Source organism: Georgenia ruanii (assembly GCF_009193175.1).
Lineage (GTDB): Bacteria > Actinomycetota > Actinomycetes > Actinomycetales > Actinomycetaceae > Georgenia > Georgenia ruanii.
Window position 1 is genome coordinate 61,809 of the sequence record NZ_VUKE01000018.1, and the last position, 25,002, is coordinate 86,810.

The window sequence follows — 25,002 nt, forward strand, 5'->3', positions numbered from 1 at the left end:
CTCATCGGAATGATGAGCGGGCTTTCTGGTCAACTACCACTGGTAGCGGGGGCAGGATTTGAACCTGCGACCTCCGGGTTATGAGCCCGGCGAGCTACCGAGCTGCTCCACCCCGCGTCGGCCTGAACAGGTTACGTCGCGGTGACGTCCTGGGGCAAATCGCGTGACGTGCCATCGCTCACACAGGGGCAGGCGCCGTACGGTCACGGCACTGGCAGGCAGGGAGGCGTCGGAGGAGGCCGGATGGGCACCAGCTGGCGCGCTCGACCGGCCGGCCCCGTAGTCCTGGCCGCCGTGACCGCGGCTCTTCTCGCGGGCTCCGGCGGGTCGGGTGTGAATCCTGCGCCGCCGCTGGAGGCCCGAGTGGTGGCCGAGGTGGCGCGTGGCGGTCCCGACTGCCTCGCCAGGGAAGTCCTGCTCGAGCTCGTCGGCGTGGAGCCGGCGGGGTCCGCACCCGCGGCATCACGTTCCGGCGCAGTGCCGGAGGGGTTCGAGCCGGTTCAGGTGGTCCTGTGCCGACCAGGTCCGCTGTCCCCGGTCGAGCCGGAGCCCCGCGTGGTCGTCCCCACCGTTCCTGCGTTTCCCAGCGCGCCCGCGGCCGACGCATCTCACGACCGTAGGCCCACGACTGCGACGGTGGAGCAGGTGACGCTTGCCGGTGACATCTCGCCCCTGCTGACCGCCCTCGCACGGCCGTCCGACGCCGAGGACGGCCGCCCGTGCCCGGCGGTGTGGCAGTCGAAGCCGCAGATCTATCTGGTCGACGCCGGCGGCGGCGCCGTCCGGCCGCGCTGGCCCGTCACTGCCTGCGGGTTCCTGCGGCAGGGCGCCGCGGATGCGCTCGCACAGCTCGAGGAGGTCAGTTCCGTCGACCTGACCGCCGAGATCGACCTGTGTTGAGGGGCAGCGGGCCGGTCCACCCGGGATCGGCCGACGGCGGCCAGCGCCACGTGCCTGGCGTGGCAGCTGTCCGGGGACGCACCGAGGGGCCGTCCGCATGGGACGACCCCTCGGTGGTCACGGCCGGGCGGAACCGCCTCAGCGGACCGCCGTCAGCCCCTAGCCGGCGGCCGCCGGCGTCGGCGTCGCCGAGGGCGCGGGGGCAGGCGCCTTGCCGCCGGTGGCCGCGGCGATCTCCTGCTCGGCGGCCAGGGCGTCGGAGACGGCCTTGCTCAGCCGGCTCTGCGCGTCGCCGTAGGCGCCCCAGTTGCCCTGGGACAGCGCCGTGTTGCTGTCCGCGAGCGCCTTCTGCGCGTCGGAGAGGGCCTGGTTGAGCCTCGCCTGGGCGTCCGCCGGCACATTGGTGCCCGGCTGCTGCCCCTGCCCCTGCCCCTGTCCCGGCGGGGCCGCGGGCTGTTGGCCGGCGTCGCCGGCCGCGGCGCCCGAGTTGCCGCCGAAGACCTGGTTGAGCGCCTCGTCCAGGGTGGAGGCGAAGCCGATCTCGTCACCGAAGGCCACGAGCACACGCTGCAGCAGCGGGTAGGACGTGCCCGCCGCGGACTGCACGTAGACGGGCTGGACGTAGAGCAGGCCGCCGCCGACAGGCAGCGTCAGCAGGTTGCCGAATCTCACGTCCGACCCACCCTGGCGCAGCAGGTTGAGCTCCGTGGAGACGGTCGGGTTGGAGTTGAAGTTGTTCTGCACCTGGCCCGGGCCGGGCACGGTGACGGTGCTGGGCAGCTCGAGCAGCCGCAGCTTGCCGTAGCCCTCGCGCACCTTGCCCGGGTCGTTGCCGGTCTCGGAGTCCACGGCGAGGAACCCGGTGAGGATGTTGCGCTCCGTCTGACCGCCGGGGATGTAGCTCGACGTGAGCGAGAACTGTGCGGAGTCCTGCCCGGGCATCTGCATCGTCAGGTAGAACGGCGGCTGCGGAACGTTGTTGACGTTCGGGTCCTTGGGGATGTTCCAGAAGTTGGAGCCCGAGTAGAACGAAGCCGCGTCCGTCACGTGGTAGGAGGCGAGCAGCTGACGCTGGACCTTGAAGAGGTCCTCGGGGTAGCGCAGGTGCGCCATGAGGTCGCCGCTGATGTCGCTCATCGGCTTGATCTCGTTGGGGAAGATGTGCTTCCAGGTGTTGAGGACCGGGTCGTTGTTGTCCCACTGGTACAGCGTCACCGTGCCGTCGAAGGCGTTGACCACGGCCTTGACCGAGTTGCGGATGTAGTTCACCTGCTCGGGTGCCACACCCGCCGGCGCGGGCGCCCCGGTCGCGTTGGTCAGCGAGTCGGTGGTCGCCTCCTGGAGCGACTCGCGGGCGGAGTACGGGTAGTCGTTCGTGGTGGTGTAGCCGTCGACGATCCAGACCAGCTGCTTGGGCGTGTTCGGGTTGCCGTCCGTGTCCACGACGGCCGGGTAGGCGCGCTGGTCGAGCGTGAGGAACGGCGCCACCTTGGCGACCCGGTCGAGCGGCTCGCGGTCGAAGAGAATCTGGGAGTCGCTCGTCACGCGGTCGGAGAAGAGGATCTGCATGTCGCCGAACTTCAGCGCGTAGAGCAGCTTGTTGAAGAAGTTGCCCACCGAGGGTCCGCCGTTGCCGGTGTAGGTGTTGTTGACCTGCCCGTTGGGGGCGGAGTCGTCCGGGTAGTCGAGCTCCCAGGGCTTGGTTCCCTCCGGCGCGCCGACGATGGAGTACTCGGGGCTGTTCTCGCCGAAGTAGACCCGGGGCTCGTAGCTGCCCAGCTCGCCGGTGCTGGGGATGCCCTGCTCGAAGAAGGCCGGGCGCCCGTCGGTGGAGACCTTGTTGCCGTAGGCGGCGACGACGCCGTAGCCGTGGGTGTAGACCGTGTGGTCGTTGACCCAGGTGCGCTGGTTCTGGCCCAGGCCGTCCTGGTTGAGCTCGCGCACCGCCACGACGGTGTCTTGGCTCTGCCCGTTGATCTGGTAGCGGTCGACGGCGAGGGTCTCGTTGAAGCCGTAGTACTGGCGGTTCTGCTGGAGCTGGTTGAACGTCGGCGAGACGATGTTCGGGTCGAGCAGGCGGATCGAGGCGGTGGACTGGCTGTCGTGGCGCAGCTGCCCGGCCTCGGCCTGGGTGGTGGCCGAGTAGGTCTGCACCTCCACGTCCTTCAGCCCGTAGGCCGCCAGGGTGGCGTCGATGTTCCGTTGGATGTAGGGCTTCTCGACCTCCTGGGCGTTGGGGTCGACCTGGAAGCGCTGGACGATCGCCGGGTAGGCGGAGCCGACGACGATCGCCGAGAGGATCATCAGGCCGATGCCGGCAACCGGCAGCCGCCAGGTGCCGCGGAAGGCGGTGACGACGAAGAGGATCGCCACGATCACCGCGATGCCAGCGAGGATCGCCTTGGCGGGCAGGGTGGCGTGCACGTCGGCGTAGGAGGCCCCGGCGAAGCGGCCGCCGTTGCCGACCAGCAGGGAGTACCGGTCCAGCCAGTAGCTCGCGGCGATGAGCAGCGAGAAGATCGCGGCCAGCACCGCGAGGTGCACGCGGGCCGCCGGCGTGATCTTCTGCTGGCGCGGCGCCAGCGAGATGCCGCCGTAGAGGTAGTGGGTGATGACTGCCGCCGCGGCCGCGATGAACACGACCGTCATGAGGAAGGAGACGAGCGAACGCACCACGGGCAGCGTGAAGACGAAGAAGGCGATGTCGAGCCCGAACTGCGGATCCTTGGTGCCGAACGGCACATGGTTGATCCAGGTGAGGACCGGGCGCCACTGGCTGGCCAGGCTCGCGCCGGCGAAGAGGCCCAGGACGATCGGGGCTCCGATCATCACCAGCTTCCGCAGCGGCTCCACACTCTCCCGATACCGGTCGAGGTTGCGCTCCTCCGGTGTCGTCGGCGGGTAGATCTCGCGGCGCGAGTACGCCAGGTGCAGGTTGAGCAGCACCGCGCCGCCCATGACGACGAAGCCCAGGACGAAGAGGACCAGGCGGGTGACCCACTCGGTGACGAGGACCCTGGTGAAGCCGAGCTGCTGGAACCACTGCACCTCCGTCCACACCTGAGCCATCGCCATGATGATGGCGGCCAGGACGGCGAGGACCACGATGGTGGGGACGAGCGCCCCGCGGCGGTGCTCCCTTCTCGGGCCGGGCGGACGGGGGACGGATGCGGTCGTCACGGAGCAGCACCTCAGGTCGGTCGAGCGGGAACAACGATGTCGGGACGAGACGCGGACTGGCAGGCCCCGAGGCGGGCGAACACGCCCTCTTCGTGCAACGTCCGGTCCCGGGACAAGGTTCCCACACGCCGCACCCGCCCCGGCAGGGTGCACGGTCATCTACCCTGACGCCGGCTCCCGGGTGGCGGTGCACCGGCTCACGGGTGGTCGTGCGCCGGCTCGCAGATGGCCGTGCGCCGGCTCGCGGGTCACCGTGCGCCATCATGAGGTCATGAGCGAGCAGCCGGCGACGTCCCCCACCCCCCGCGTCCATGCCCTGCGCTCGGCGGTGCTCGACGTCGAACGCCACGTGGCCTCGCTGGGGTGGGACGGCCCGGTGTTCGTCTTCGCGCTGGTGCGCACCGCCGACGCGCTGGCCCGGACGCCCGGGCTGGCGGCGGAGCTGCCCGCCGAGTCTCTCCGCCTGGCGGCCGAGGACCCCGAGCACCTCACCAGCGTCCAGCAGGAGGGCCTGCCCGATGCCGACACCCTCGAGGAGCTGCTCGGGCACCTGTCCTGGCCCGACGCCGTCGACGGCGCGGCCGTCGTCGTCGAGCGGATGGTCGTGCCGCCCGAGGCCGAGTCGGGGATGCCGGCGGACCCGCAGGCCGCGGTCGACTACCTCATGAACCACCCCGACCGCGAGGACGTCCGCATGGCCGCGGGGGTGCTGCGCACCGGCGAGTCCTGGTGCGCCCTGCGGACCCGCAGCCACGACGCCGACGACGCCGTCGCCGGCTCGCCCGACGCCGTGCCCGGGCTGGTCGAGGCCCTGCGGGCGACGTTCGCCTGAGCGCCGGCGCCGGTCAGCCCGCGCAGGTCGGCAGGCTCGCGCCGTCGCCCGCCCCGATCTCCTCGACCGCCTTGTGAGCCTCGGCGAGGGTCGCCACGGACACGACGTGGAGGCCGTCGGGCACGTGGCCGCGGACCTCGCCGCAGTTGGCGCGCGGGGCGAGGAACCACTCCGCGCCGTCGCGGCGAGCCGCGACGAGCTTCTGCTGGATACCGCCGATGGCGCCGACCTCGCCGGCGAGGTTCATGGTGCCGGTGCCGGCGATGTCCTTCCCGCCGGTCATCTCCCCGGGCGTGAGGACGTCGATGATCCCCAGGGCGAACATCGTCCCGGCGCTGGGCCCGCCGATCTTGTCGATGTCGAAATGGACGTCGATGGGCAGCTGGACGTCGGGCTTGAGGACGACGCCGAGGATGCTGCCCTCGTGCGGCGCCGCCCCGTCCGCGGTGGACCGGTCCACCGGTAGCGCCATCGTCGGGACGTCGACGGTGCGGGCCTGCCCGTCGCGGCGGATGCCGACGGCGACGGTGGTGCCCGGCGCCGTGGCGGCGAGCACGTGGGCGAGGTCGGAGAAGGTCTGCACGTCGGTGCGCGGGCCCCCGGCGGGCTGGATGGAGGTGATGACGTCGCCGGCGAGGAGAATGCCCTGGGCGCCGGAGCCCTTGGCGGCCTCCTGGACGGTGAGCACCATCGGCACCTTGTGCCCGAGCTCCTCGAGCGCGGCGACCGTGGCGTTCGTCTGGGAGGAGGTCATCTGGGCGCCGGCCTGCTCGTCGACGGACTGGCGGGTGCTGCCCGCGGGGAAGAGGGCCTCGCGCGGCAGGACGACCTCGTCGCTCGAGAGCCAGCCGGCCACGACGTCGGCCGCGGTCACCGGGTAGCCCGGGCCGCCCGAGACCGACACCGTGGTCAGCCGCAGCTCGCCGCTGGTCGGGTAGGTGGGCGCGCCGTCGACGGTGATCAGCGGCTTGCCGTCGACCTCGGAGAGGGTGTTCACGGTGGGGCCGGGTCGCTCGATCGCGTACGGCAGCGGGACGACGACGGCGACCAGGATCAGCACCGCGAGGAGCGCACCGGCCACGACCAGGGTGACCGACCGGCGGGAGACCAGCGGGGCGTCCTCCACGCTCTCCGGGGCCGGCCCCACTCCGTGCGGGGTGGCACCGCCCGCCGGGAGGATGTCGGGCCCGCGCCGGTCGGCGGTGCGGCGGCCGGGAAGAATCACCGGCTCATCATGCCGCACCCGCCTGGACGTCTCCTGGACGCAGACCGTCGCCGTCCGGGGTGAGGGTCCGGGCGCCGGCCGGTGCGGCCGTGGACCACACCGGCCGCCGTCGTGCGCCGTGAGCGAACCGGCGCCGCCACGACGCCCCCTGCCCTGCCCGGCGTCACCGCCGCCGGTTACCGTGGTGGTCCACGACCGGAGGAGCACTCTCATGAGCCAGGACCCCACCCGCCCGGGCGGCGGCGAGCCCGACAGCTGGGAGGAGCTGTTGCGCTCGATGATGGGACCCGAGGCGGCCGAGGAGGCCATGCGCGCGATGCGCGCGAGCGGCCTCGACCCCGAGGCGATGTCGCGCGCCGCGGGACTGCCCACCGACCGCAACCAGCTGATGATGATGCTCAACCAGATGCAGCAGCTGCTCGCCTCCGGTGGCGGCGGCCCGGTCAACTGGAACCTTGCGCAGAACCTGGCCCGGCAGACGGCGCACGCCGGCGGCGACCCCGCCGTGACCGCGGCGCAGGCCGAGCAGGTCCGCTCCGCCCTGACCGTGGCGGACCTGTGGCTGGACACGGCCACGGAGCTGGCCCCGGCCGGCGGGCGTCACGAGGCGTGGAGCCGGGCGGACTGGGTCGAGCAGACCCTGCCCACCTGGAAGCGGCTGTCCGAGCCGGTGGCCGCGTCCGTGGCGCAGGCGCTGGTGGACACCATCTCCGCCCAGAGCGAGCAGATGCCCCCGGAGATCCGGGCGATGGCCGAGCAGATGGGCGCGGCGCAGGGCATGCTCCGCCAGCTGGGCGGGGCGGTCTTCGGCATGCAGGTGGGCCAGGCGGTGGGCACGCTCGCCCGGGAGGCCTTCGGCCCCGCCGACACCGGGCTGCCTCTCGTCGAGACGCCGACCTCCGCGCTCGTGCCGGCGAACGTCGCCGAGTTCAGCGAGGGCCTGGACGCCTCCGCCGAGGAGGTGCGGCTCTTCCTCGCCGTGCGCGAGGTGGCGCACGCCCGGCTGTTCGCCCACGTGCCGTGGTTGCGGGCGCATCTGCTCGGGATCGTCGAGTCCTACGCGCGCGAGATCACCATCGACACCGAGGCGATGGAGGAGGCGGTCCGCAGCATCGACCCCACCGACCCCGAGCAGCTGCGCGAGGCCTTCTCCGGTGGCGTCTTCGCCCTCGAGCAGTCCCCCGCCCAGAAGAGCGCCCTGGTGCGCCTGGAGACGGCGCTGGCGCTGGTGGAGGGCTGGGTGGAGGAGGTCACCGCCCAGGCGGTCGCCCCGCACCTGCCCCACGCGGTGCCGCTGCGCGAGATGCTGCGCCGCCGCCGGGCCACCGGCGGCCCGGCCGAGCAGACCTTCGCCGCGCTCGTCGGCCTGGAGCTGCGGCCGCGGCGGCTGCGCGAGGCGGCCACGCTGTGGGCGCGGCTCGGCGCGGCCCGCGGCATCGCCGACCGGGACCGGCTGTGGTCGCATCCGGATCTCATGCCCACGCCGGAGGAGCTGGACAACCCGGAGGGCTTCGTCGCCGGCCGCCAGGCCGCCCGCGCCGCCGAGCAGGACGTCGACGCGGCCCTGGCCGCGCTGCTCGCGGGCACCCTGCCCCAGGGCGGCGAGCCCGGGACGGACACCCCCGACGAGCGGCCGCCCGGGGCTCCCGGTGCCGAGGGAGACGGCGGCGACGCCGGCCCGGCCGAGTCCGACCGCCCGGGCGGGCCCGCTCCCGCGTAGCCCGACGGCGGGCCGGCCCGCTCCCGCGTAGCCCGGCGGCGCGGGCCCACCGCACACGCCGACCCACGCACGCGCACACCCCGGGACGACGACGGCGCCCAACCGCCCACCCGACCCCGGGGTGCGCCGTGTCCACAGCGCCCCGCGCGCATCCCCCACGCGGTCGGCGCCCCGTGCCACGCTCGGCACGGGCCGGTCACCGGACCGGCGGGGAGGGGAGCTGCCGTGCGACTGCGTCCTGGCCTGACGGTGCTGTGGCGAGGGGCCGGCGAGAGCCAGGTCGGCGTGGACCCCCGATGCTCGGTGCTGCTTCGCGGCCTCACCCCCGCCGAGCAGCGCGTGCTCGAGGCCCTGGTGCGGGCACCGACGGAGGCCGACCTCCTCCGCCTCGGCCGCTCGGCGGGCGTCACCCCCGAGCGCGTCCGTGAGCTGGTCGCCGAGCTGGAGGCCGCGCACGTGCTTGATCCCCGCCCCCGGCCGGCGTGGCCCCTGGTGGAACCTCGTCCCGAGGTGGCCTACTGGTCCCGCCTGCGCCCCGACGGCGACGGCGCCGCGGTGCTCGACGCGAGGGCACGGGCCAGCGTCGGGGTCCTCGGCCTGGACCGGCTGGGGCTCACGCTCGCCATGGCGCTCGCCGGCGCCGGGATCGGCGCGGTGCTCGCCGAGGACGACGCGCTCGTGAAGGACGCCGACGTCGGCCCCTACCACCCGCGCGACGTCGGCGGGCGGCGCGCCGAGCAGGCGGTGAGTCACCTGCGCTCGGTGCACCCCCACGTCCGTACCTCGGCGCCGGCGGGCGCGCGGCCCGACGTCGTGGTCGTCGTCGCGACGGCGGTGGCCGACCCGGTGCGGCTGGCGAACCTGCGCCGGGCTGCCGTCAACCACCTCCCGGTCGTCGTCGGCGAGGTGGAGGTCGCCGTGGGCCCGCTCGTCGTGCCCGGCCGTGGCCCGTGCACCCGGTGCGTCGACCTGCACCGCACGGACGCCGACCCGGCGTGGCCCGCCGTGGCCACCCAGCTGCTCGCGGCCGCCCCCGCGCCGACGGAGGCCACGCTGGCGACGCTCGGTGCGGCCTTGGCGGCCCACCAGGTCCTCGCGGCGGTGGACGGGCGCGAGGTGGCGGTGGCGGGAGCGACCCTCACGGTCGACGCGCTCAGCCCGCAGCCCGTGGTGCGCGTGTGGAGCGCGCATCCGGACTGCACCTGCGAGACGGACGCCGCCCCGATGCGCCGGCGGCGGGGCCGTCGCGACGCGGCGGCGGTCAGCGGCACAGCGGGACCGGACGAACACCAACGGCCGGACACCTCGTCGGCGCCCGGCCGGCGGTCGAGCCCGAAGGCGGCGGCGGGCAGCTAGGGCCGCCCGCCGCGTGGTCACGCCGCCGACTCGTCCTTCCGCGGGCGGCCCCGGCCCCGCTTGCGCGCGACGACGACACCGTCCTGGAAGACCTCGCCGCCCCAGACGCCCCACGGCTCGTTGCGGTCCAGGGCCCCCGCGAGGCACGCCTCGCGCACCGGGCAGGTGCGGCACAGGGTCTTGGCGCGTTCGACGTCGGCGGTGCGCTCGGCGAACCACAGGTCGCTGTCCGCGGCCTCCTGGCAGGGCGTGCCCCCGGGCGACGTCGGGGTGGACAACAGGCCCCAGCCGGCGTCGCCGGCCAGGCGCCGCTCCGCGTCGGACTCGGGCGTCGCGGGCCAGGACATGGACGCGCCCTGGCTGATCTGGTCGAGAAGGCTGGTGAGCTGCACGAGTGCTCCTGGTTTTTCGTTCACGTCTTCCGGGGTCGTGGCCCGCGGCCCGTCGAGATGACGGCGGCCGCGGACCCGATGGGTTCCGCGGCCGGTGAACGTGCAGCTGGTGCAGTCCTAGATCCGGTGGGCGGTCCCCTGGGAGGTGCCGATGGGCGCGGTGCGACGACGCACCTTCGCCACGGCGGTGCCGAGGAGGGGGGTGTGATCGTCAATCGCCGGCGTGCACACGGCAAACATTTCCTTGATCACTTCCTTGGCACCTCCCTCAGCAGCGGGGACCCCATGATGCTGGCTAGGCGGGATCCGGTCGACTCGGACATGAAGGAGCCTAGAGGGCGCCCGATCGTGAGGGCAATCTCTTTTTCCGAATTCGCCCACAATTCACCCGCGCGGAGGAGTGCGGTCATCCCCGGGGATGAGACCGAAGCGGTGCGGCACCCCTGCTCGCGGTGCCCGCGGCCCGGTGGGCATCCGCGGCGGGGCGCCGTGCTGGCGCCACCCGTGCGGGGGGCCTGCGTCACCGCGCGAGCCACTCCTGCACGTCGACGTCCTCCCCGCGCACGACGGCGAGGACCTGCGGGCCGTAGGCCTCGAGCTTCGTGGCGCCGATGCCCCGCAGCACCGCGAGCTGGCGCAGGTCCTTCGGTTTCGCGGTGGCGATCGCCTGCAGCGTGGTGTCGTGCAGCACCGTGTAGGCCGGCTTGCTCACCGCCTTGGCGACCTCGCCGCGCCAGCTGCGCAGCCGCTCGAACAGCTCCAGGTCCGCAGGGTTCTCGGCGGCGAAGGTCTCGGTGCGTGCCCGCGCCGCGGCCCGGCGTGAGAGACGACCCCCGCGGACACCGTCCCCGCCGTCGGGCCACACCCCGTCCAGGAAGCGCGAGCGCTTGCGGGACGCCCGCCCACCGACGGTGCGGGCGCGGGCGAAGGAGAGCTGGAGGTGCTCGCGGGCGCGGGTGATGCCGACGTAGAGCAGGCGCCGCTCCTCGGCGACCGCCTCCTCGCCCTCGGCCAGCGAGATGGGCAGCAACCCCTCCGACACACCGACGAGGAACACCGCGTCCCACTCGAGGCCCTTGGCCGCGTGGAGGCTGGCGAGGGTCACCCCCTCCACCGTGGGGGCGTTCTGCGCGGCCATGCGCTCGTCGAGCTCGGCGACCAGACCGGCCATGTCGGCGCCGCGGGTGGCGTGCAGGTCGTCGGCGAGGTTGACCAGGGAGTTGAGCGACTCCCACCGCTCGCGCACCGCCCCGCGGGCCGCCGGCGGCTCCGGCGTCCAGCCGCCGGAGGCGAGCACGTCGCGCACCGCCTCCGGCATCGGCTGGTCGGCGCTGGCACGCACCGCCCCGCGCAGCATGACGATCGCCTCGCGCACCTCCCGGCGCGAGAAGAACCGTTCGCCCCCGCGCACGAGGTAGCCGATTCCGGCGTCGGCCAGCGCCTGCTCGATCGCCTCGGACTGGCTGTTGGTGCGGTACAGGACGGCGATCTCGCTGAGGGACAGCCCCTGGCGCTGCAGGGCGCCGATGCGCTCGGCGACGCCGCGGGCCTCGGCGAGCTCGTCGTCGTAGGTCTCGAACCGCACGGGAACGGAGGACGGCCGCTGGGCGACGAGCTCGACGGCGGCCGAGGACCGGTGCCGCCCGGCCCGCGCGAGGACCCGGTTGGCCAGGTCGACCACCTGCGGGGTGGAGCGGTAGTCGCGGACGAGCCGGACCACCTGCGCACCGTCGTAGCGGCGCGGGAAGTCGGTGAGGAAGTTGGGGGTGGCGCCGGTGAAGGAGTAGATGGTCTGGGAGACGTCCCCGACCACGCACAGCTCGCGCCGCTTGCCCAGCCACAGGTCGAGCAGGCGCTGCTGGAGCGGGGAGACGTCCTGGTACTCGTCGACGACGAAGTGGCGGTACTGGCTGCGCACCTGCGCCGCCACGTCCTCCCGCTCGAGCAGGATGCCCACCAGCAGGAGCAGCACGTCCTCGAAGTCGATGACGCCGCGCTCGCTCTTGACGTCCTCGTAGACCGACAGCAGCCGCGCGACGGTGGCCAGGTCGTGTCCCGCGGCGCCCTCTCGGCCGAGCCGGGCCGCCTTGGCGGCGTAGTCCTCCGCGGTGACGAGGGAGACCTTGGCCCACTCGACCTCCCCGGCGAGGTCGCGGACGGCGACCCGGTCGGCGCCCAGGCCGAGGCGCCCGGCCGCCTCGGCGACGAGGGAGGCCTTGTGCTCGGCGATCCGCGGGACCTGGCCGCCGATCGCCGTCGGCCAGAAGTAGGACAGCTGGCGCAGCGCGGCGGCGTGGAAGGTGCGCGCCTGCACCCCGCCGACCCCGAGGTCCCGCAGCCGCGAGCGCATCTCCCCCGCCGCGCGGGCGGTAAAGGTCACCGCCAGGACCGTCTGGGGGTTGTAGACCCCGGACCGCACCCCGTTCGCGATGCGGTAGGTGATCGCGCGGGTCTTGCCCGTGCCCGCTCCGGCCAGCACGCACAGCGGCCCGGTCAGGTGCTCGGCCACGGCGCGCTGGTCGTCGTCCAACGCGGCCAGCAGCTCTTCAGTACTCATCCCGCCCAGTCTCTCAGCCGCCACCGACACGCCCGGCGCCCGTCCCCGCGTCGTGAGGCTCCTCACTGCGGCGCGCCGCGGCCCGCGGAAGAATCGGGTCAGTGCGGGCGTTTGAACCCGCAACGACAGGAAGGAGCGCTCCATGACGACGCAGGCACCCGAGGCCGGCACGATCACCATGTACTCGACCACCTGGTGCGGCTACTGCCGCCGGCTGAAGAGCCAGCTGGAGAGCGAGGGCATTCCCTACACCGAGGTCAACATCGAGGAGGACGAGGCCTCTGCCACGTTCGTCGAGTCGGTCAACGGCGGCAACCAGACCGTGCCGACCGTCGTCTTCCCGGACGGGACGGCGGCGACCAACCCCTCCCTCGCCGAGGTCGTCAAGCGCCTGGGGAACTGACCCACGCCCCTGCCCGGCCCGCGATCGCCCGGCCGGACCGACCCCGCACCCCGCCCGGGGTGCGGGGTTCGTCGGCTCCGCGCCGCGTCCGGCCGGGCCTGACGCACCCAGGTCGCCCGAGTAACGTTCATCACCACAGTGCTCGAGGGCGAGAACGGGAAGGGCGCCCCGATGGCTCACGGAGGAGCGGGATCGCGGGCTGACGGCGCAGGTGCGCGGGCCGGCCCGGCGGCGGGTGCGCGGGCCGGCCCGGCGGCGGGTGCGCGGGCCGGCTCCGGGGCCCGGGCGCGGGCCCGCCCGGGCATCGGTCCCGGCGCGGCAGCCGGGTCGCGCGCGGTGCGCGCCCCGGCGTGGCCCGCGGCGGCCGCGCTGGCCGCCGCGACCGCGTCGGTCCTGCTCGTCGGCGTCGACCTTCTCGCCGACACCCCGACGGCCGTCCGCGCCGCCGCGGCCGGGTACCTGCTCGGCGCCGTCGCCGCGGGCGTCCTCGTGCAGGTCCATCGGATCCTGCGCCGTCGGGCCAGTGCCTCCCCCTGGTACAACCCCGCCGCGGCGCTGGACCGGGCCGCCACCCTCGCCCTCGTCCTGGGGCTTTCCTCCGGGGCGTGGCACGCCTTCGTCGTCGCCACGGAGCTCGCGAAGTGACCGCCCGCCGGGCGGCCGGCCTCGTCCTCGCCGCGGCCCTGCTCCTGCTCGCGCCCCCGGCGCGGGCCCAGACCGACGCGCTGAGCGACGTCGGGCAGCGCACCTTCGCCCAGGTCGCCGGGTGCGCGGCCGGCGCGGACCACCTGCTCGTCGCCATCGTCGTCGACGAGTCGAGCAGCCTGCGCCAGACGGACCCGGGCAACCGGCGGGTGGGGGCGATCACCACCGCCGTCAACGCCCTCGCCGGCCTGCCGGGCGCCGCCGCCGGCAAGCTGGACGTCGAGGCCACCCTCGCCACGTTCGGCTCGACCTACACCCAGCTGGTGCCCTGGGGCGGGGTCGAGGGGGCGCACGCCGACGCGCTGACGGGCGCCGCCCGCACGCAGCTGCCCGGGCGCGACCGGGCCGACGAGACCGACTACCGCGTCGCCCTGCGCGGCGCCCAGCAGTCCCTGCAGCAGCGTCAGGCCGCCCTCGGCGGCACCTCGTGCCCGGTGCTGCTGTGGTTCACCGACGGCGAGCTCGACGTCGGCGCCGGCACGCAGGCCGCCGCCGCCGAGCTGTGCGACCCGCAGGGCCTGGTCGACGGGCTGCGCGGCGCGCACATCCCGGTCATCGCCGTCGCCCTGTTCACCGACGCCGGCGCCGGGGCGGTGCCGCCAGCCGCCCGCGAGCAGCTGCGCGCCATCGCCGAGGGCACCGGCGACGGCACCCGCTGCGGCGCCCAGCCGGTGCCCGCCGACGCCGCGCCCGGCGCCTACCTGCGCGCCGACCGGCCGGCCGACCTGCGCCGGCTCTTCGCCGGCGTCGCCGCCCTCCTCGAGGGCGGCCGCGCCGCCGCCCGGACCACCTGCCCGGGGGACGCGTGCCCCGGCGGGGCGCTGCCCGTCCCGCTCGACCGCGGCGTCGCCGGCTTCCGCGCCGTGCTCGAGACCTCCGCGCCGCCGCGCCTGATCGCGCCCGACGCCGGCCGGCACGACCTCGGCGCCGGGTCCAGCACGGTGCTGGGCGCCGCCGTCCTCGTCACGACCGCCGAGGGGCTCACCACCGTCTCGGTCACCTACCCCGCCGGCCCGCCCCGGTCGGGGGTGTGGACCCTGGAGACCGACGGCCCGGCCGCGGTCGACGTGTACTACTTCTGGGGTGTGGCGCTCGGCGCCGCCGCCCCGGACGGGATCGTCGTCGGCCAGCCGTCGCGGCTGGAGGTGACGGCCCGCTTCCCGGACGGCACCCCGGTCGACCCCGCCGCCTACCAGTCCCTGCACCTCTCCCTCCGGGCCGGCGGGGCCGACGTCCCGCTCGGGACGCTCGCCGGCGGCACCGCGAGCGGCGAGGTGACGCTCCCCCCGGGCGGGCCGGCGGCCGTGCCGCTCTCGGCGCTCGCCACGGCCACCAGCGCGCCCAGCGGCATCGCGCTGGGACCGGCGGCCGCGAGCGCCACCGTGACCGCCGCCCTCCCGCCCGCCTTCCCGCGCCTGGACACCCCCCGGCTGACGTTCCCCACCCTGTCCGACACGACCGCCGCGACCGGCACCCTGCTGCTCACCGGCAGCGACCGCGGTCCCACGCGCGCCTGCTACGCGCCGGGCCCCCTCACCGGCCCCGCGATGGCGGGCCGGGTGGCCGTGACCTCGGACCAACGGTGCCTGGACCTGCCCGCCGGCGCCGCCCGCGCCTGGGACTTCCACCTGCGCACCGGCGCACCCGCCGACGGGCGCGTCGAGGGCACGCTGCCCCTCACGCTGACCGCCGCGGACGGGCAGGCCACCACGACCGTGGCGGTCCCGGTCACCGCCGGCCTGGTGCGCCCGGTCAACGAGCCGCTGCGCTGGGGGCTCACCGCGGCGCTGGTGCTGCTCGCGCTGGCCGTGCCGTGCGTCATCGGCTGGGCGGGCAACGCGGCGGTGGGCCGGTTCGCCGTCGGGCCGCGCACCCGGGTGGCGAGCGTGCCGGTGGTCCTCACGCCCGGCGGGCCGCGCCGGGCCGACGACGCGCCAGCCCTTTTCACGGCCGACGACTTCCGTTACCTGCCCGAGCCGGCGCCGCGGCGGGTCACCCGTCTCGACGCCGCCGGCCTGCGCTTCTCCCGCACGCTGCCGCTCGTGCCGTTCGCCGAGCCGGCCGCCTGGGTGCGCAGCGCCTCGGGCAAGCTCGTCGCCAGCACCGACCCGCGGCAGCCCTGGCTGGACGGGCGGCGGGCGCGCGCCAGCTTCGGGCTCGGCTCGGCGCTGTACGTCGCGCTCGAGCCCGGCGCGGGCGAGGTCCGGGGGCGCCTGGTGTGCGTCGCCGAGGACAGCGCGGGACTCGGCGACCTCGTGGAGGCCGGGCTCGCCGAGGTCGCCCGCAGCGGCGCGGTGTGGGATGAGATCCACCGGCGGGTGACCGCGCTGTGCCCCGCCGAGCCGGCGGTCGTGGCCGCGGGAGCGGGAAGGGCCGCCACAGGCCGGGGCGCCGCCGCCGCAGGGCGGGACGCCGCAGGGCGGGACGCCGCAGGGCGGGACGCCGCAGGGCGGGACGCCGGGGGCCGGGACGCCGACCCGCAGTACCGGCCGCTGTGGGACGACGCGGACGAGCCCGGCGGCGCCGACGCGGCGCCCTGGGACGACGGCGGGCAGCGCTGGGACGAGGACTCCCCGTGGGGCGGCGATGCCGGCCCCCATCGCCCCGACGACCACCACCACGGCCACCCACCGGCCCGGGACGACGACGCCCCGCCGTCAGTGTTCCGATGAGCGACCCGAAGGGGTGAGCACGCATGCTGCGACCGTTCCTCATGATCGGGGTGGGCGGGTCGGGCGGGAAGACCCTCCGCGTCGTCCGCGACGAGCTGCTGCGCCGCATGGAGCAGCTGGGCTGGGAGGGCGACCTGCCCGCCGCCTGGCAGCTGCTGCACCTCGACGTGCCGACCCAGGCCGACGGCAACGACCCGGACCTGCCCGCCCAGCTCCCGCCCGGCGGCTACCGCGGGCTGGTCAAGGCCGGCCTCACCTACCGCCACATCGACGCCGCGCTCGCGGGCACCGGGCGCACGCCGGCCGGCGACGCCATGGGCACCTGGCGCCCCGACCCGGACAAGGTCAACATCCCGGCGAGCAAGGGCGCCGGCCAGTACCGGGCCCTGGGGCGGGTCATCACCCTGGCGAGCCTGCAGGACCTCCGCGAGGCCGTGGGCGCCGCGCGGCGGGCGCTGACGGGCGCGGAGGTCGCCGGCGAGCTCCAGCGGGCCACCCGGCTGCTGGGCGGCGCGCCGGCCGCCGCCGCGCCGGACCCGGTGGTCCTGGTCATCTGCTCGGTGGCCGGCGGGACCGGCGCCGGCGCGGTCATCGACGTGTGCGACGCCGTCCGGGCGCTCGGGGAGCCCTGGGCCTCCGAGAGCATCGGCCTGCTCTACGCCCCCGACGTCTTCGACTACCTGCCCGAGGAGCACCGCCGCGGGGTGCGGCCCAACTCCCTGGCCACCCTCGGGGAGCTGCTGGGCGGGTACTGGAACACCGAGGGCCCCGGCGAGGAGACCAGCGCCCTGCTCGCCGCGCACGGCATCCAGCTCGGCGCGGTCAACCGGCTCGGCCCGCGCTACCCCTTCCTCGTGGGCAACCGCAACGAGCAGGTCTCCTACGGCACCCAGAACGCCGTCTACCGCGCGATCGGCCGCTCGGTCGCCTCGTGGGTGACCTCGGCGACCCTGCAGGAACGGCTGACGGCGACGGTGCAGGGCAACTGGTCGGCCACGGCGCAGGCCGTCACCGACCACCTGCCCATCCACGCCGCCGGGACCGAGACCCCATTCACCGCGCTGGGGTCGGCGCGGGTGGGCCTGGGGCGCGACCGATTCCGCGACTACGCGGCCGAGCACCTGGCGCGGGCCGCCGTCGAGCGGGTGCTGCGCCGCCATGAGGAGCTGCGCCTGCCCAACGACGAGCGCATCCCCCGCCGCCTGGTCGCCGACGTGGCCCAGGACGTCTTCGGTGCCTTCCTCGCCGCCTCCGGCCTGGACGAGCGCGGCGACGGCGCCCACGACATCCTCGACGGGCTGCGGCCCGAGAACCAGGCCGGGCTCGCCCGGGCGCTGGCCGACACCCTGCACCGGCGGGTCGCCGAGGGCGTCGGCGAGCGGGGCCTGTCCGCCGTCGAGGTCCGCCACCGCATCCTCACCGAGACGGCCGCCCGCGAGCCGGCCTTCCGCGACGAGCTGCGCCTGGCCCGGCACGCCCGGGGCCGGGACTGGGTGGGCGGGATGCAGCGGCGCCTGACCGACCACACCGCCCGCTTCCTCGCCGTCCACGGCGGGCCGGTCACCGCCGCCGTCCTCGGCATGCTGGCCACCGAGCTGGGCCGCGTGCGTGAGGAGCTGCGCGAGGCCGCCGCGCGCCACCAACGCTGGGCGCTGGGCCGCGAGCAGGCCGTCGCTCAGGAGGTGGACCGCGGCGGCGCCACCCTCACCGGCGCCTCCCCCGCCATCCTCGCCGGGGTGCGCCGCGCCGTCGACGTCCTCATCAGCCAGGACGAGGCGGAGCTGCGCGAGATGGCCGCCGCCCTGCTGCCCGACCTCGTCGACAACCTGCTCGAGCCGCTGCACGCGGCGGTCGAGCGCGGCACGGCGGCGCTGGCGCAGGAGGAGGTCGCCCCGGTCGACGGGCGGCCGTCCCCGATCGCGCTGTGGCCCGTCGGCGACGCGGTGCCCGAGCGCCTGCGCCCCGCCCCCAACGAGTTCCTCCTCGAGCCGACCACCGCCTACCCGCGCATCCTCGCCGACCTCGTGACCCGCACTGTCGAGGCCGCCGGGCCGGGGGACGCCCGCCGGACGGCGGTCACCCAGGTCGTCCTCGACGCCGACGACGTCACGGCCGGCGCGCAGCACCTGCTCCACCAGCGCACCGGCTGGGTGCCGCGCGAGGACGCACTGCGCACGGGCGTCCTCACGCCGCCGTCCCGTGCGGCCTTCGACCTCGACGTCTCCGGCGCGGCGCTGCTGGGCCGGGCGCGGCGCTGGCTCCGCCGAGAGGGCACCGCCGTCGGGCGCTACCTCGGCGAGGGGCTGCGCGACCACCTCGACCCCGACCGCGCCGAGCCCGCCGACCACGCCCGGCGCCTGGCGGCCTTCGAGGGCGCGCTCATCTCCGCCCTCGACGCCTCGGCCCCGCTGGTGAAGATCAACCCCGGGGTGCTCGTGCAGGTCCACGACGTCCACTCGGCCTCGCACGTGCTCTCCTTCAGCGAGATCCCGCTGCCCGAGCGGTCCCCGGGGCGGGAGATCGTGCGCCGGGTGCTGCAGAGCCGCGGGCAGTGGTCCGCCGACGTGGCCGCCGCCCTCGGCGAGGGCACCGAGGCGGCGATCGACGTCTTCAGCGTGCTGGCCACGCCGTACGAGCCGGTCGCGTTCGACTCCCTCATGAAGCCCATCGCCAGCGAGTGGGGGGCGCGCAGCACGACGCCGGACACCCGGGCGGAGTTCTGGCGCTGGCGCCGGGCGCGCTCGCTCACTGAGGCGCTGCCGATCTCTCCGGCCATCCGGCGGGCGATGGTGCGCGGCTGGTTCACCGCCCGGATCCTCGACCAGATCCGGCTCGCCCCACTCACCGCGCAGATCTGGGTGCCCGACCAGGTGGGCGGGGGCGGCAGCTTCCGCGGGTTCCCCGACCCGCTCCTGACCACCGACGTCGTGCACAGCCGGGAGATGCTGCCGGTGGTCCTGCAGTCGATCCTGCTCGCGCTGGTCGAGGTGAACACCCGGGCCAGCCGCGAGCCGCTGGCGCCGTACCTGCGGCTGCGCGAGCTGGGCCGGTCCGGGCTGGGCGGGGGCTACGAGGCCTACGAGAACCCCGCCACGGAGCTGCGGGACTGGATCGTCGGCGGCCCGGGCGCCGCCTACGACGGCGTCCGCGGCACCCGCGCGCGTGCCGGCGCGCTGACCGGCGGCGCCCCGGAGGCCGGCGTCCCCACGCCGGGCCCGGAGCCGTCCGCGAGCGCGGGCGCGGCCGCGACGTCGCCGGCCGAGGCGCCCGCCGACGCCGGCCCTACTGGCATGGAGTCCCGACAGGGGCAGGTCGAGGCGCAGCTGGACCGCCTGCACGCCAACTACGCGCGGCACTTCGCCGCGGTGGAGGCGCGGACCGATCCCTTCGACGTGCCGCTGTCGTACGACCTGCGCCTGGACATCCTCGCCGCCCTCACCGACCTGCGGCGGGCCGTCGGGCACATCGAAGACGACACCGAGGACCGGTGGTGAGGACGGACGGCGCCGTCCTGCTCGTCACCGGCGACGCCGGCCGCGAGCTGCGGGCGCTGGTCGAGCGGTGGGCCGGTGCCGGGCTGCTGACGGAGTCCCTGTGGGTACAGGCCGAGGACGTCACCACCGGCGCCGGGCCGCCGCGCGTCCCGGCCCGGCTCGTCGGGGCGGGCGCGGGGCGCGACGGGGACCTCTTCGCCCTTCTGGGCCTGCAGCGCCTCGACCTCGTCCGCCTCGTCGCCGTCCAGCTCGTCACGCGGACCTCCCGCCCGCCCGCCGCGTTCCTCGAGCGCGCCGACCTCGTGGCCGACGTGCTCCAGGCCGCGATGCCGCTGCCCCCGGCGGGCACCCGGGTGCACCGGGTCAGCCTCGTCGTCGCCGAGAGCGGGGCGACGGGACTCGGGCGTGAGCACCTGCTGCCCGGCTGGGACGTGGCCGCGGTGGTCGCGGCCGAGGACCGGCCCGACCTCGACCGCAACAGCGTCTTCGTGCGGGAGCCGGGCAACTTCCTCGGGCACGCCGCGGCGGCCGTCGCCGCCGTCGGCGGGCTGTGGGCCGGCGTGGGCGAGGGCGCGCTCGACGGCGTCCGGACGGACTCGACGAGCACCGAGGGTGACCTGGTCGTCCTGCGCGCGTCGGTCCGCGCGGTGCTCGGGCCGGACCCGGTGGAGGAGGTGGTGCGGGACGCGATCGCGCTCGCCTCCGGCGAGGCCGGGCCGGCGCCGGCGCTGCCGTGGGCACGTCCGGCCCGCGACCCCGGTGCGGTCGCCGACCGCGCCGCCCGGTTCCTGCTGGACGGGCGCGACTGGCGCCAGCCGCCCCGGGCGACGCGCCCGGGGCCGGGGCGGCGCGTCCGGCGGGTGCGGGCCGCGCTGTGGGAGGCGCTGCGGTTCAACCTGATGATGTTCCGGGTCGGGTTCGGCGTGCTCGCCCGGGGCGTCCGCCGGCTCGTGGAGAACGTGGCGACGGCGGTGCTCGTGGGTCGCGGCAGCGACACGCTGGTCCGGACCCGGGCGCGCACGGCGGACTCGCTGTTCGACGTCGTGCGCGAGGCCGCCGCGCGGCGTGCGGGCCCGGCCTCGGCGCCGGAGGGCACGGATTCCCGGCCGAGCGTGCCGGACGGCGGGGCGGCCGGCCCCGCGGGCCCGCCGGGGCCGGGCTCGGTGGAGGCCGGGGGTGGCGTGCCGGCCCCCCGGCCCCAGACCTGGCAGGACCTTCGCCGGGTGTGCTTCGGGCTCGTCGACGGCGGCGGCCTTCCCCCGGGACTTCCCGTCCCGGAGCTGGCCGGGCTGCGCTTGCTTCTTCCGGCCGGCGCCGTCGCGCCTTCCGTGGCGGGCCCCGGCCGGCGCGGCGAGGTCACCGCACGGCCCGAGACCGCCGCGCCGCCCGAGCCCACCGTGCCGCCCGAGCCCACCGTGACAGGGCGCCTGACCGAGGCCCTCGACGCCCGCATCGCCGCGCTCGAGGCCGCCGACGCCGCCCCGCCCCCCGCGGAGCCCGACGCCATGGCGCAGGCCGAGCGCCGGGTCAAGCGCCGGTGGCTGGTCGCGCTGATCCTCCTGGTCGTTGCCGCGGCGGCCACCGCCGCCTACCTCGCCGGCCGCCCCAGCGCCGCCGGGGCCACCCGCGCGGTGACCTTGACGCTGAGCGTCCCGCTCGTCCTGGCCGTCTCGGCCCAGCACGGGTACTACCGCGCACTGCGCCGGCACGCGTGGACGGCGGCGACGGAGGACGAGGCGAGCCGCGCGCACGCCCAGCTCGCCGACGACATCCGCCGCGAGCGCGCCCGTCTCGGGCTGCTGCGTGAGGCCCTGGTGGACTGGTGCGAGATCGTCGGCCACCTCCTGCACCGCCCGTGGGCGCCGGTGGCGGCCGGCCCTCCCGAGCCACCGGCGGACGTCCTCGCCACCCTGCCCGCCGCCGTCGCCCTGGGCGTGCCGGCCGGCACGGACGAGACCGAGCGCGAGCGCGCCGTCCACGCGGCGCTCGCCGCGCTCTGCCATCCGGGATGGTGCGCCGAGAACTTCGACGAGCTGGTCGCCGCGGTCGGCGACGCGGGCCGTCGCTCTGCTGGCGCCTACCTCGCGGCGGACCTCGACGTGCGTGGCGGCCCCTTCGCGCCCCGGCGGCGCCTCGTGGAGGCCTGCCGGGCGGGCCGAGGCGGGGTGCTGGCCACCCGACGCGCCCTCGCCGAGGTGCGCCAGGCGGTCGAGCAGGGCCGGCTCCGCCTGGCCGACCGCCACGTCGAGCGGCTCGGGCCCCTCGCCGCAGGCACGGTCGACGAGTCGGCGTTCTTCCGCGCGGCGCACGGCCCGGCCGTCCCCTTCGCACCGGACCAGTGGAGCCCGCGCGGCCTGCAGGCGGCCCGGCACCAGCCCGAGACCGCGCTGACCTGGGTCCGGCCCGCGCCGGAGCCGGGGGGCACCGGGGCCGGCGCGGCCGGGATGCCCGGGCGGCTGATGCTGCGGGTCGACCTCTCCCCCCGCGCCCAGCCCGGCGACCTCCTGCTCTTCGCCCCCGCGCGGCCGCGGGCGTCGGCGACGCCCGCCGCGGCCAGCCCCGCCACCACGGAGGGGGAGTTCATCGAGTGGTGACCCCGCCCACCCGGGGCCCAGTCAGAGGGCGAGCGGCCTCAGCGCGGCAGCGGGCCGCCGAACCACTCCTCGATGAGCGCCAGCGCGATGGAGGAACGCATCGGCAGCAGCACCTCGCCGTCGCGCACCGCGGCGGCCAGCTCCTCCCGGGTGAAGAACCGGGCCTCGGTGAGCTCGACGCCGTCCACCCGCACCTCCGCCGCCGCGCCGTCGGCCACCCGGGCCCGGAAGCCGAGCATCAGGGACGCCGGGAACGGCCAGGGCTGGGAGGCCCGGAACTGCACCTCCCCGACGGCGATGCCCGCCTCCTCGGCGACCTCGCGGCGCACCGCGGTCTCCACCGACTCCCCCGGCTCGACGTAGCCGGCGAGGGTGGAGAAGCGCCCGGCGGGCCAGTGCGCCGCGTGCCCGAGGAGGATGCGGTCCGCGGCATCGGTCACCGCCATGATCACGGCCGGGTCCGTGCGCGGGTAGTGCAGCGAGTGGTCCGCGGTGCAGCGGCGCACCCACCCGGCGTCGATCACCTCGGTGACCTCCCCGCAGCGGGGGCAGCGCGGGTGCCGCGCGTGCCAGCCGGACAGGGCGACGGCGGTGGTGGCCAGGCCGGCGTCGCGGTCGGGCAGGGCGTCGCCGACGTCGCGCAGGTGGGAGAACGTCAGCCCCTCGACGAAGCCGACCAGGGCGGCGTCCTCCTGCACCGGGACGCCGTCGAGGTCCCGCTCGTCGCCGAGGGTCTCCGGCAGGGTGAGCGAGACGTAGGCGGCGTCGGCGTCCCGGCCGAGGTAGGCGAGGTGCTCGGGATCCCACGTGGCGCCGGTGACCTCGGCGGGTGGGCGCAGGTCCAGCGCGCCGTCGTGGGTCGCCACCTGCCCGTGCCGGACGAGCAGCACCCGGGTGGTGGGCTCGGCCACGAGCACGGCGAACAGGGCCGGCCGGGTGCGGGCGGCGGCGTCCGGGTCGACGGTGGACCGGGCGAGCGGAAGATTGTGCACGAGGCCAACCGTAGAGCGTGGCGGCCGCGGACCATCACCCGCGGGCCGGTGCCGTCCCGCGCCGCGAGGAAGGCGGCCGCGCGCGGCGGCACCCACGGTCCGACGCCGCCGGGGAGGTCCCCGACGGCGCCCGGGCGCTACCGGCGTCCTTCGGCCCGGATGACGCCGCCGGGGTCCGTGACGAGCCACGCCTCGTCCGCCGTCGCCCCGCCGTAGATGACGACGACGCCGTCGGGCACCGCGTGGACGGTGACCTCGCCGCGACCGCCGCGGCCGGGCACCGGGGCCCACGACCAGTCCTCGCCGTCCGCGGAGAACCACACCACCGGTCCCTCGTGGTCCGCCGTGCGCAGGTGCCCGGCGGCCACAATCCCGCCGTCGACCTCGACCGCGATGCCGCGGCGGACACCGTCGGGCAGGCGCTCGATCTCCTCGAGGCTCACCCCGTCCGTGGTGCGCCACGTGACGCCCCTGTCGTCGAGCGTGCCGCCCACGAGGATCGCGTCCCCGGCGGCGGCGCACCAGGTGAAGGCGGACCCGAGCGCGCCGTCGGCCGCCCGCTCCCAGCGGTCGTCACGCAGCCGCCACAGCGCCCCCGTCGTGTCGCGGGCGTCGTCCTGCCTCCACCCGACGCCGACGGTCGGGCCGTCCGGGAGCGTGCACACCTGCTCGACGAGGCTGTCGCGCGGCGCCCCGAGGTCCCCGGCCATCGCCTCCCAGGCCGTGCCGTCCCGGGATGTCCAGACCTGCCCGTGGCGATCGTCGTCGACGTGGGCCGACGGGGCGACCTGTCCGGTGGCGAACCATCGGCCACCTGCCTGTCCCAGCCACCGCGTCTCGACGTAACCATGCCCGTCCAGGCCCGTCACCGGGTGCCACGCGCCCGCGTCCTCCCGGGACCACCCCGAGGTCACGACGCCCGTCGTCGCCCACCGCCCGGCGGCGAGCAGCACCGTCGTCCCGCTGACCGGATCGGTCTCGGTCAGCAGGTCGGGATACTGCTCCGTCCCCTCGGGGCCCCACGCCTGGCGGCGCACCGTGGTGCCGTGCAGGACGAGCTGCTCGGCCGTCGCCCCGGTGCGCCACCCGGTCTCGCCCTTCTCCTCGAAGAACGGGCGCGCCGCGACGGCACCGACGACGTCGCCGAGCGCGTGCACCGACTGCAGCCGGGCGCCCGGGTCGTGCGCGACGAGGTCGTGGGCCGGCGCGGGCCCGGTGGGCAGGAGGTGCTGCAGCTGGGCGGCGGAGCCGTAGTCCGTGAGGATCCAGGCGTCGCCGTGCCGGCCCTGCCAGGCCATGCCCGTCGCGTCCGCGGCGGGCACCGGGTCGGCGGCGTGCAGGAACCGCCACGGGCCGCTCCCCTCCCGGGCGAAGGAGACGAGCTGCCAGGTGTACTCGAGCTCGGTGACGGCGATCACGGCCGCCCCGCCGCCGGGGCCCACGCCGAGCGTCGGGGCGCCGAGCCAGATGGGTGTCGGTGGCTCGGCCCCGCTGGGGAGCTGCAGTTGCACGGTCTCGGCCGTCCAGGCCGTGCCGTCCGGCGAGGACCAGGCGCCCGGGACGAGCGCCCGGCGTTCCGGGTCGAGGCGTGCCCCGGTGGCGACGAACTCCGAGCCGGTCCAGACCACCCCGTGCACGTCCGCGCGCACGCCGGCCTCGACCGGCACGGGGCCCTCCCACGTCGCCCCGCCGTCGCCGGAGACGAAGGCGTGGTGCGTTCGTGGCACCCGGGGGCGGCCCACCTCGACCGTGACCACCACCCGGCGCCCCGCCGCCGCGATGCCCGTGAGGGCGAGGTGGTCGCCCTCGGCGACGGCGGGAAGCGCGACGGTCCGCACGGTGTGCCCCGCCGCGGCGCCGGCGTCGACGAGGACGGCCCAGGCGTGCTCCTCGAGGTCCTGCCCGACGGCGAGCACCGTCTGGCCGGCGACCGTGACGGCGGTGAGGCGGACCGCCGCCGCCTCGTCCGGCAGCGCCACC

Annotated in this window: 16 protein-coding genes and 1 tRNA gene; 9 read left to right on the forward strand and 8 right to left on the reverse strand. The window is 76.2% G+C overall.

Annotated features, from left to right (window positions below; all coding sequences use genetic code 11):
- Positions 1–40 precede the first annotated feature (40 nt).
- Positions 41–117, reverse strand: a tRNA-Met gene (locus GD880_RS16310).
- 519 nt (positions 118–636) lie between these two features.
- On the opposite strand from GD880_RS16310, the gene GD880_RS20435 reads away from it, so the two are divergent.
- Complete coding sequence (locus GD880_RS20435; protein WP_193314565.1) at positions 637–900, forward strand: hypothetical protein; 264 nt, start codon at positions 637–639, stop codon at positions 898–900.
- A 159-nt stretch (positions 901–1,059) separates the two neighbouring features.
- Here the strand turns inward: GD880_RS20435 and GD880_RS16320 are convergent, their stop codons facing one another.
- On the reverse strand, positions 1,060–4,080 hold the full coding sequence (locus GD880_RS16320; protein WP_226909739.1) for a UPF0182 family membrane protein: 3,021 nt from the start codon (positions 4,078–4,080) through the stop codon (positions 1,060–1,062).
- A 271-nt stretch (positions 4,081–4,351) separates the two neighbouring features.
- On the opposite strand from GD880_RS16320, the gene GD880_RS16325 reads away from it, so the two are divergent.
- On the forward strand, positions 4,352–4,912 hold the full coding sequence (locus GD880_RS16325) for a PPA1309 family protein (RefSeq protein ID WP_152232675.1): 561 nt from the start codon (positions 4,352–4,354) through the stop codon (positions 4,910–4,912).
- A 13-nt stretch (positions 4,913–4,925) separates the two neighbouring features.
- On the opposite strand, the gene GD880_RS16330 is transcribed toward GD880_RS16325, so the two are convergent.
- Complete coding sequence (locus GD880_RS16330) at positions 4,926–6,137, reverse strand: YlbL family protein (RefSeq protein ID WP_226909740.1); 1,212 nt, start codon at positions 6,135–6,137, stop codon at positions 4,926–4,928.
- Positions 6,138–6,348: 211 nt separating this feature from the next.
- Here GD880_RS16330 and GD880_RS16335 point away from each other — a divergent pair, with 211 nt between their 5' ends.
- Together GD880_RS16335 and GD880_RS16340 are read left to right on the forward strand one after the other, a co-directional pair.
- Positions 6,349–7,857 (forward strand): zinc-dependent metalloprotease, encoded by a 1,509-nt coding sequence (locus tag GD880_RS16335; RefSeq protein ID WP_152232677.1) that lies wholly within the window; start codon positions 6,349–6,351, stop codon positions 7,855–7,857.
- Between the two features lie 225 nt (positions 7,858–8,082).
- Positions 8,083–9,213 (forward strand): ThiF family adenylyltransferase, encoded by a 1,131-nt coding sequence (locus GD880_RS16340; RefSeq protein WP_193314566.1) that lies wholly within the window; start codon positions 8,083–8,085, stop codon positions 9,211–9,213.
- A gap of 17 nt (positions 9,214–9,230) precedes the next feature.
- Here GD880_RS16340 and GD880_RS16345 read toward each other — a convergent pair whose 3' ends face one another.
- The 3 genes from GD880_RS16345 to GD880_RS16350 form a co-directional block, all read right to left on the reverse strand.
- Complete coding sequence (locus GD880_RS16345) at positions 9,231–9,605, reverse strand: WhiB family transcriptional regulator (protein ID WP_319593270.1); 375 nt, start codon at positions 9,603–9,605, stop codon at positions 9,231–9,233.
- A gap of 117 nt (positions 9,606–9,722) precedes the next feature.
- A complete protein-coding gene (locus GD880_RS21070; RefSeq protein ID WP_264372295.1) occupies positions 9,723–9,857 on the reverse strand; it encodes a hypothetical protein in 135 nt (44 codons plus the stop codon).
- Between the two features lie 268 nt (positions 9,858–10,125).
- Positions 10,126–12,162, reverse strand: coding sequence for an ATP-dependent DNA helicase UvrD2 (locus tag GD880_RS16350; protein ID WP_152232679.1), 2,037 nt, complete (start codon positions 12,160–12,162; stop codon positions 10,126–10,128).
- Positions 12,163–12,304: 142 nt separating this feature from the next.
- On the opposite strand from GD880_RS16350, the gene GD880_RS16355 reads away from it, so the two are divergent.
- The 5 genes from GD880_RS16355 (at position 12,305) to GD880_RS16370 (ending at position 22,030) form a co-directional block, all read left to right on the forward strand.
- Positions 12,305–12,565 (forward strand): mycoredoxin, encoded by a 261-nt coding sequence (locus tag GD880_RS16355; RefSeq protein ID WP_152232680.1) that lies wholly within the window; start codon positions 12,305–12,307, stop codon positions 12,563–12,565.
- A 336-nt stretch (positions 12,566–12,901) separates the two neighbouring features.
- On the forward strand, positions 12,902–13,210 hold the full coding sequence (locus GD880_RS20440; protein WP_193314567.1) for a hypothetical protein: 309 nt from the start codon (positions 12,902–12,904) through the stop codon (positions 13,208–13,210).
- On the forward strand, positions 13,207–15,942 hold the full coding sequence (locus GD880_RS16360; RefSeq protein WP_193314568.1) for a vWA domain-containing protein: 2,736 nt from the start codon (positions 13,207–13,209) through the stop codon (positions 15,940–15,942). The genes GD880_RS20440 and GD880_RS16360 overlap by 4 nt, the downstream gene beginning before the upstream one ends.
- 23 nt (positions 15,943–15,965) lie before the next feature.
- On the forward strand, positions 15,966–19,436 hold the full coding sequence (locus GD880_RS16365; protein WP_152232682.1) for a tubulin-like doman-containing protein: 3,471 nt from the start codon (positions 15,966–15,968) through the stop codon (positions 19,434–19,436).
- The gene (locus GD880_RS16370) at positions 19,433–22,030 is read left to right on the forward strand and encodes a hypothetical protein (RefSeq protein WP_152232683.1); all 2,598 of its coding nucleotides are present in this window, start codon (positions 19,433–19,435) and stop codon (positions 22,028–22,030) included. Before GD880_RS16365 ends, GD880_RS16370 begins: the two co-directional genes overlap by 4 nt.
- Positions 22,031–22,068: 38 nt before the next feature.
- On the opposite strand, the gene nudC is transcribed toward GD880_RS16370, so the two are convergent.
- Both nudC and GD880_RS16380 read right to left on the reverse strand, forming a co-directional pair.
- On the reverse strand, positions 22,069–23,022 hold the full coding sequence (gene nudC, locus GD880_RS16375; protein ID WP_226909741.1) for an NAD(+) diphosphatase: 954 nt from the start codon (positions 23,020–23,022) through the stop codon (positions 22,069–22,071).
- Positions 23,023–23,159: 137 nt separating this feature from the next.
- The gene (locus GD880_RS16380; RefSeq protein ID WP_152232685.1) at positions 23,160–25,001 is read right to left on the reverse strand and encodes a hypothetical protein; all 1,842 of its coding nucleotides are present in this window, start codon (positions 24,999–25,001) and stop codon (positions 23,160–23,162) included.
- Between the last annotated feature and the right edge of the window lies 1 nt (position 25,002).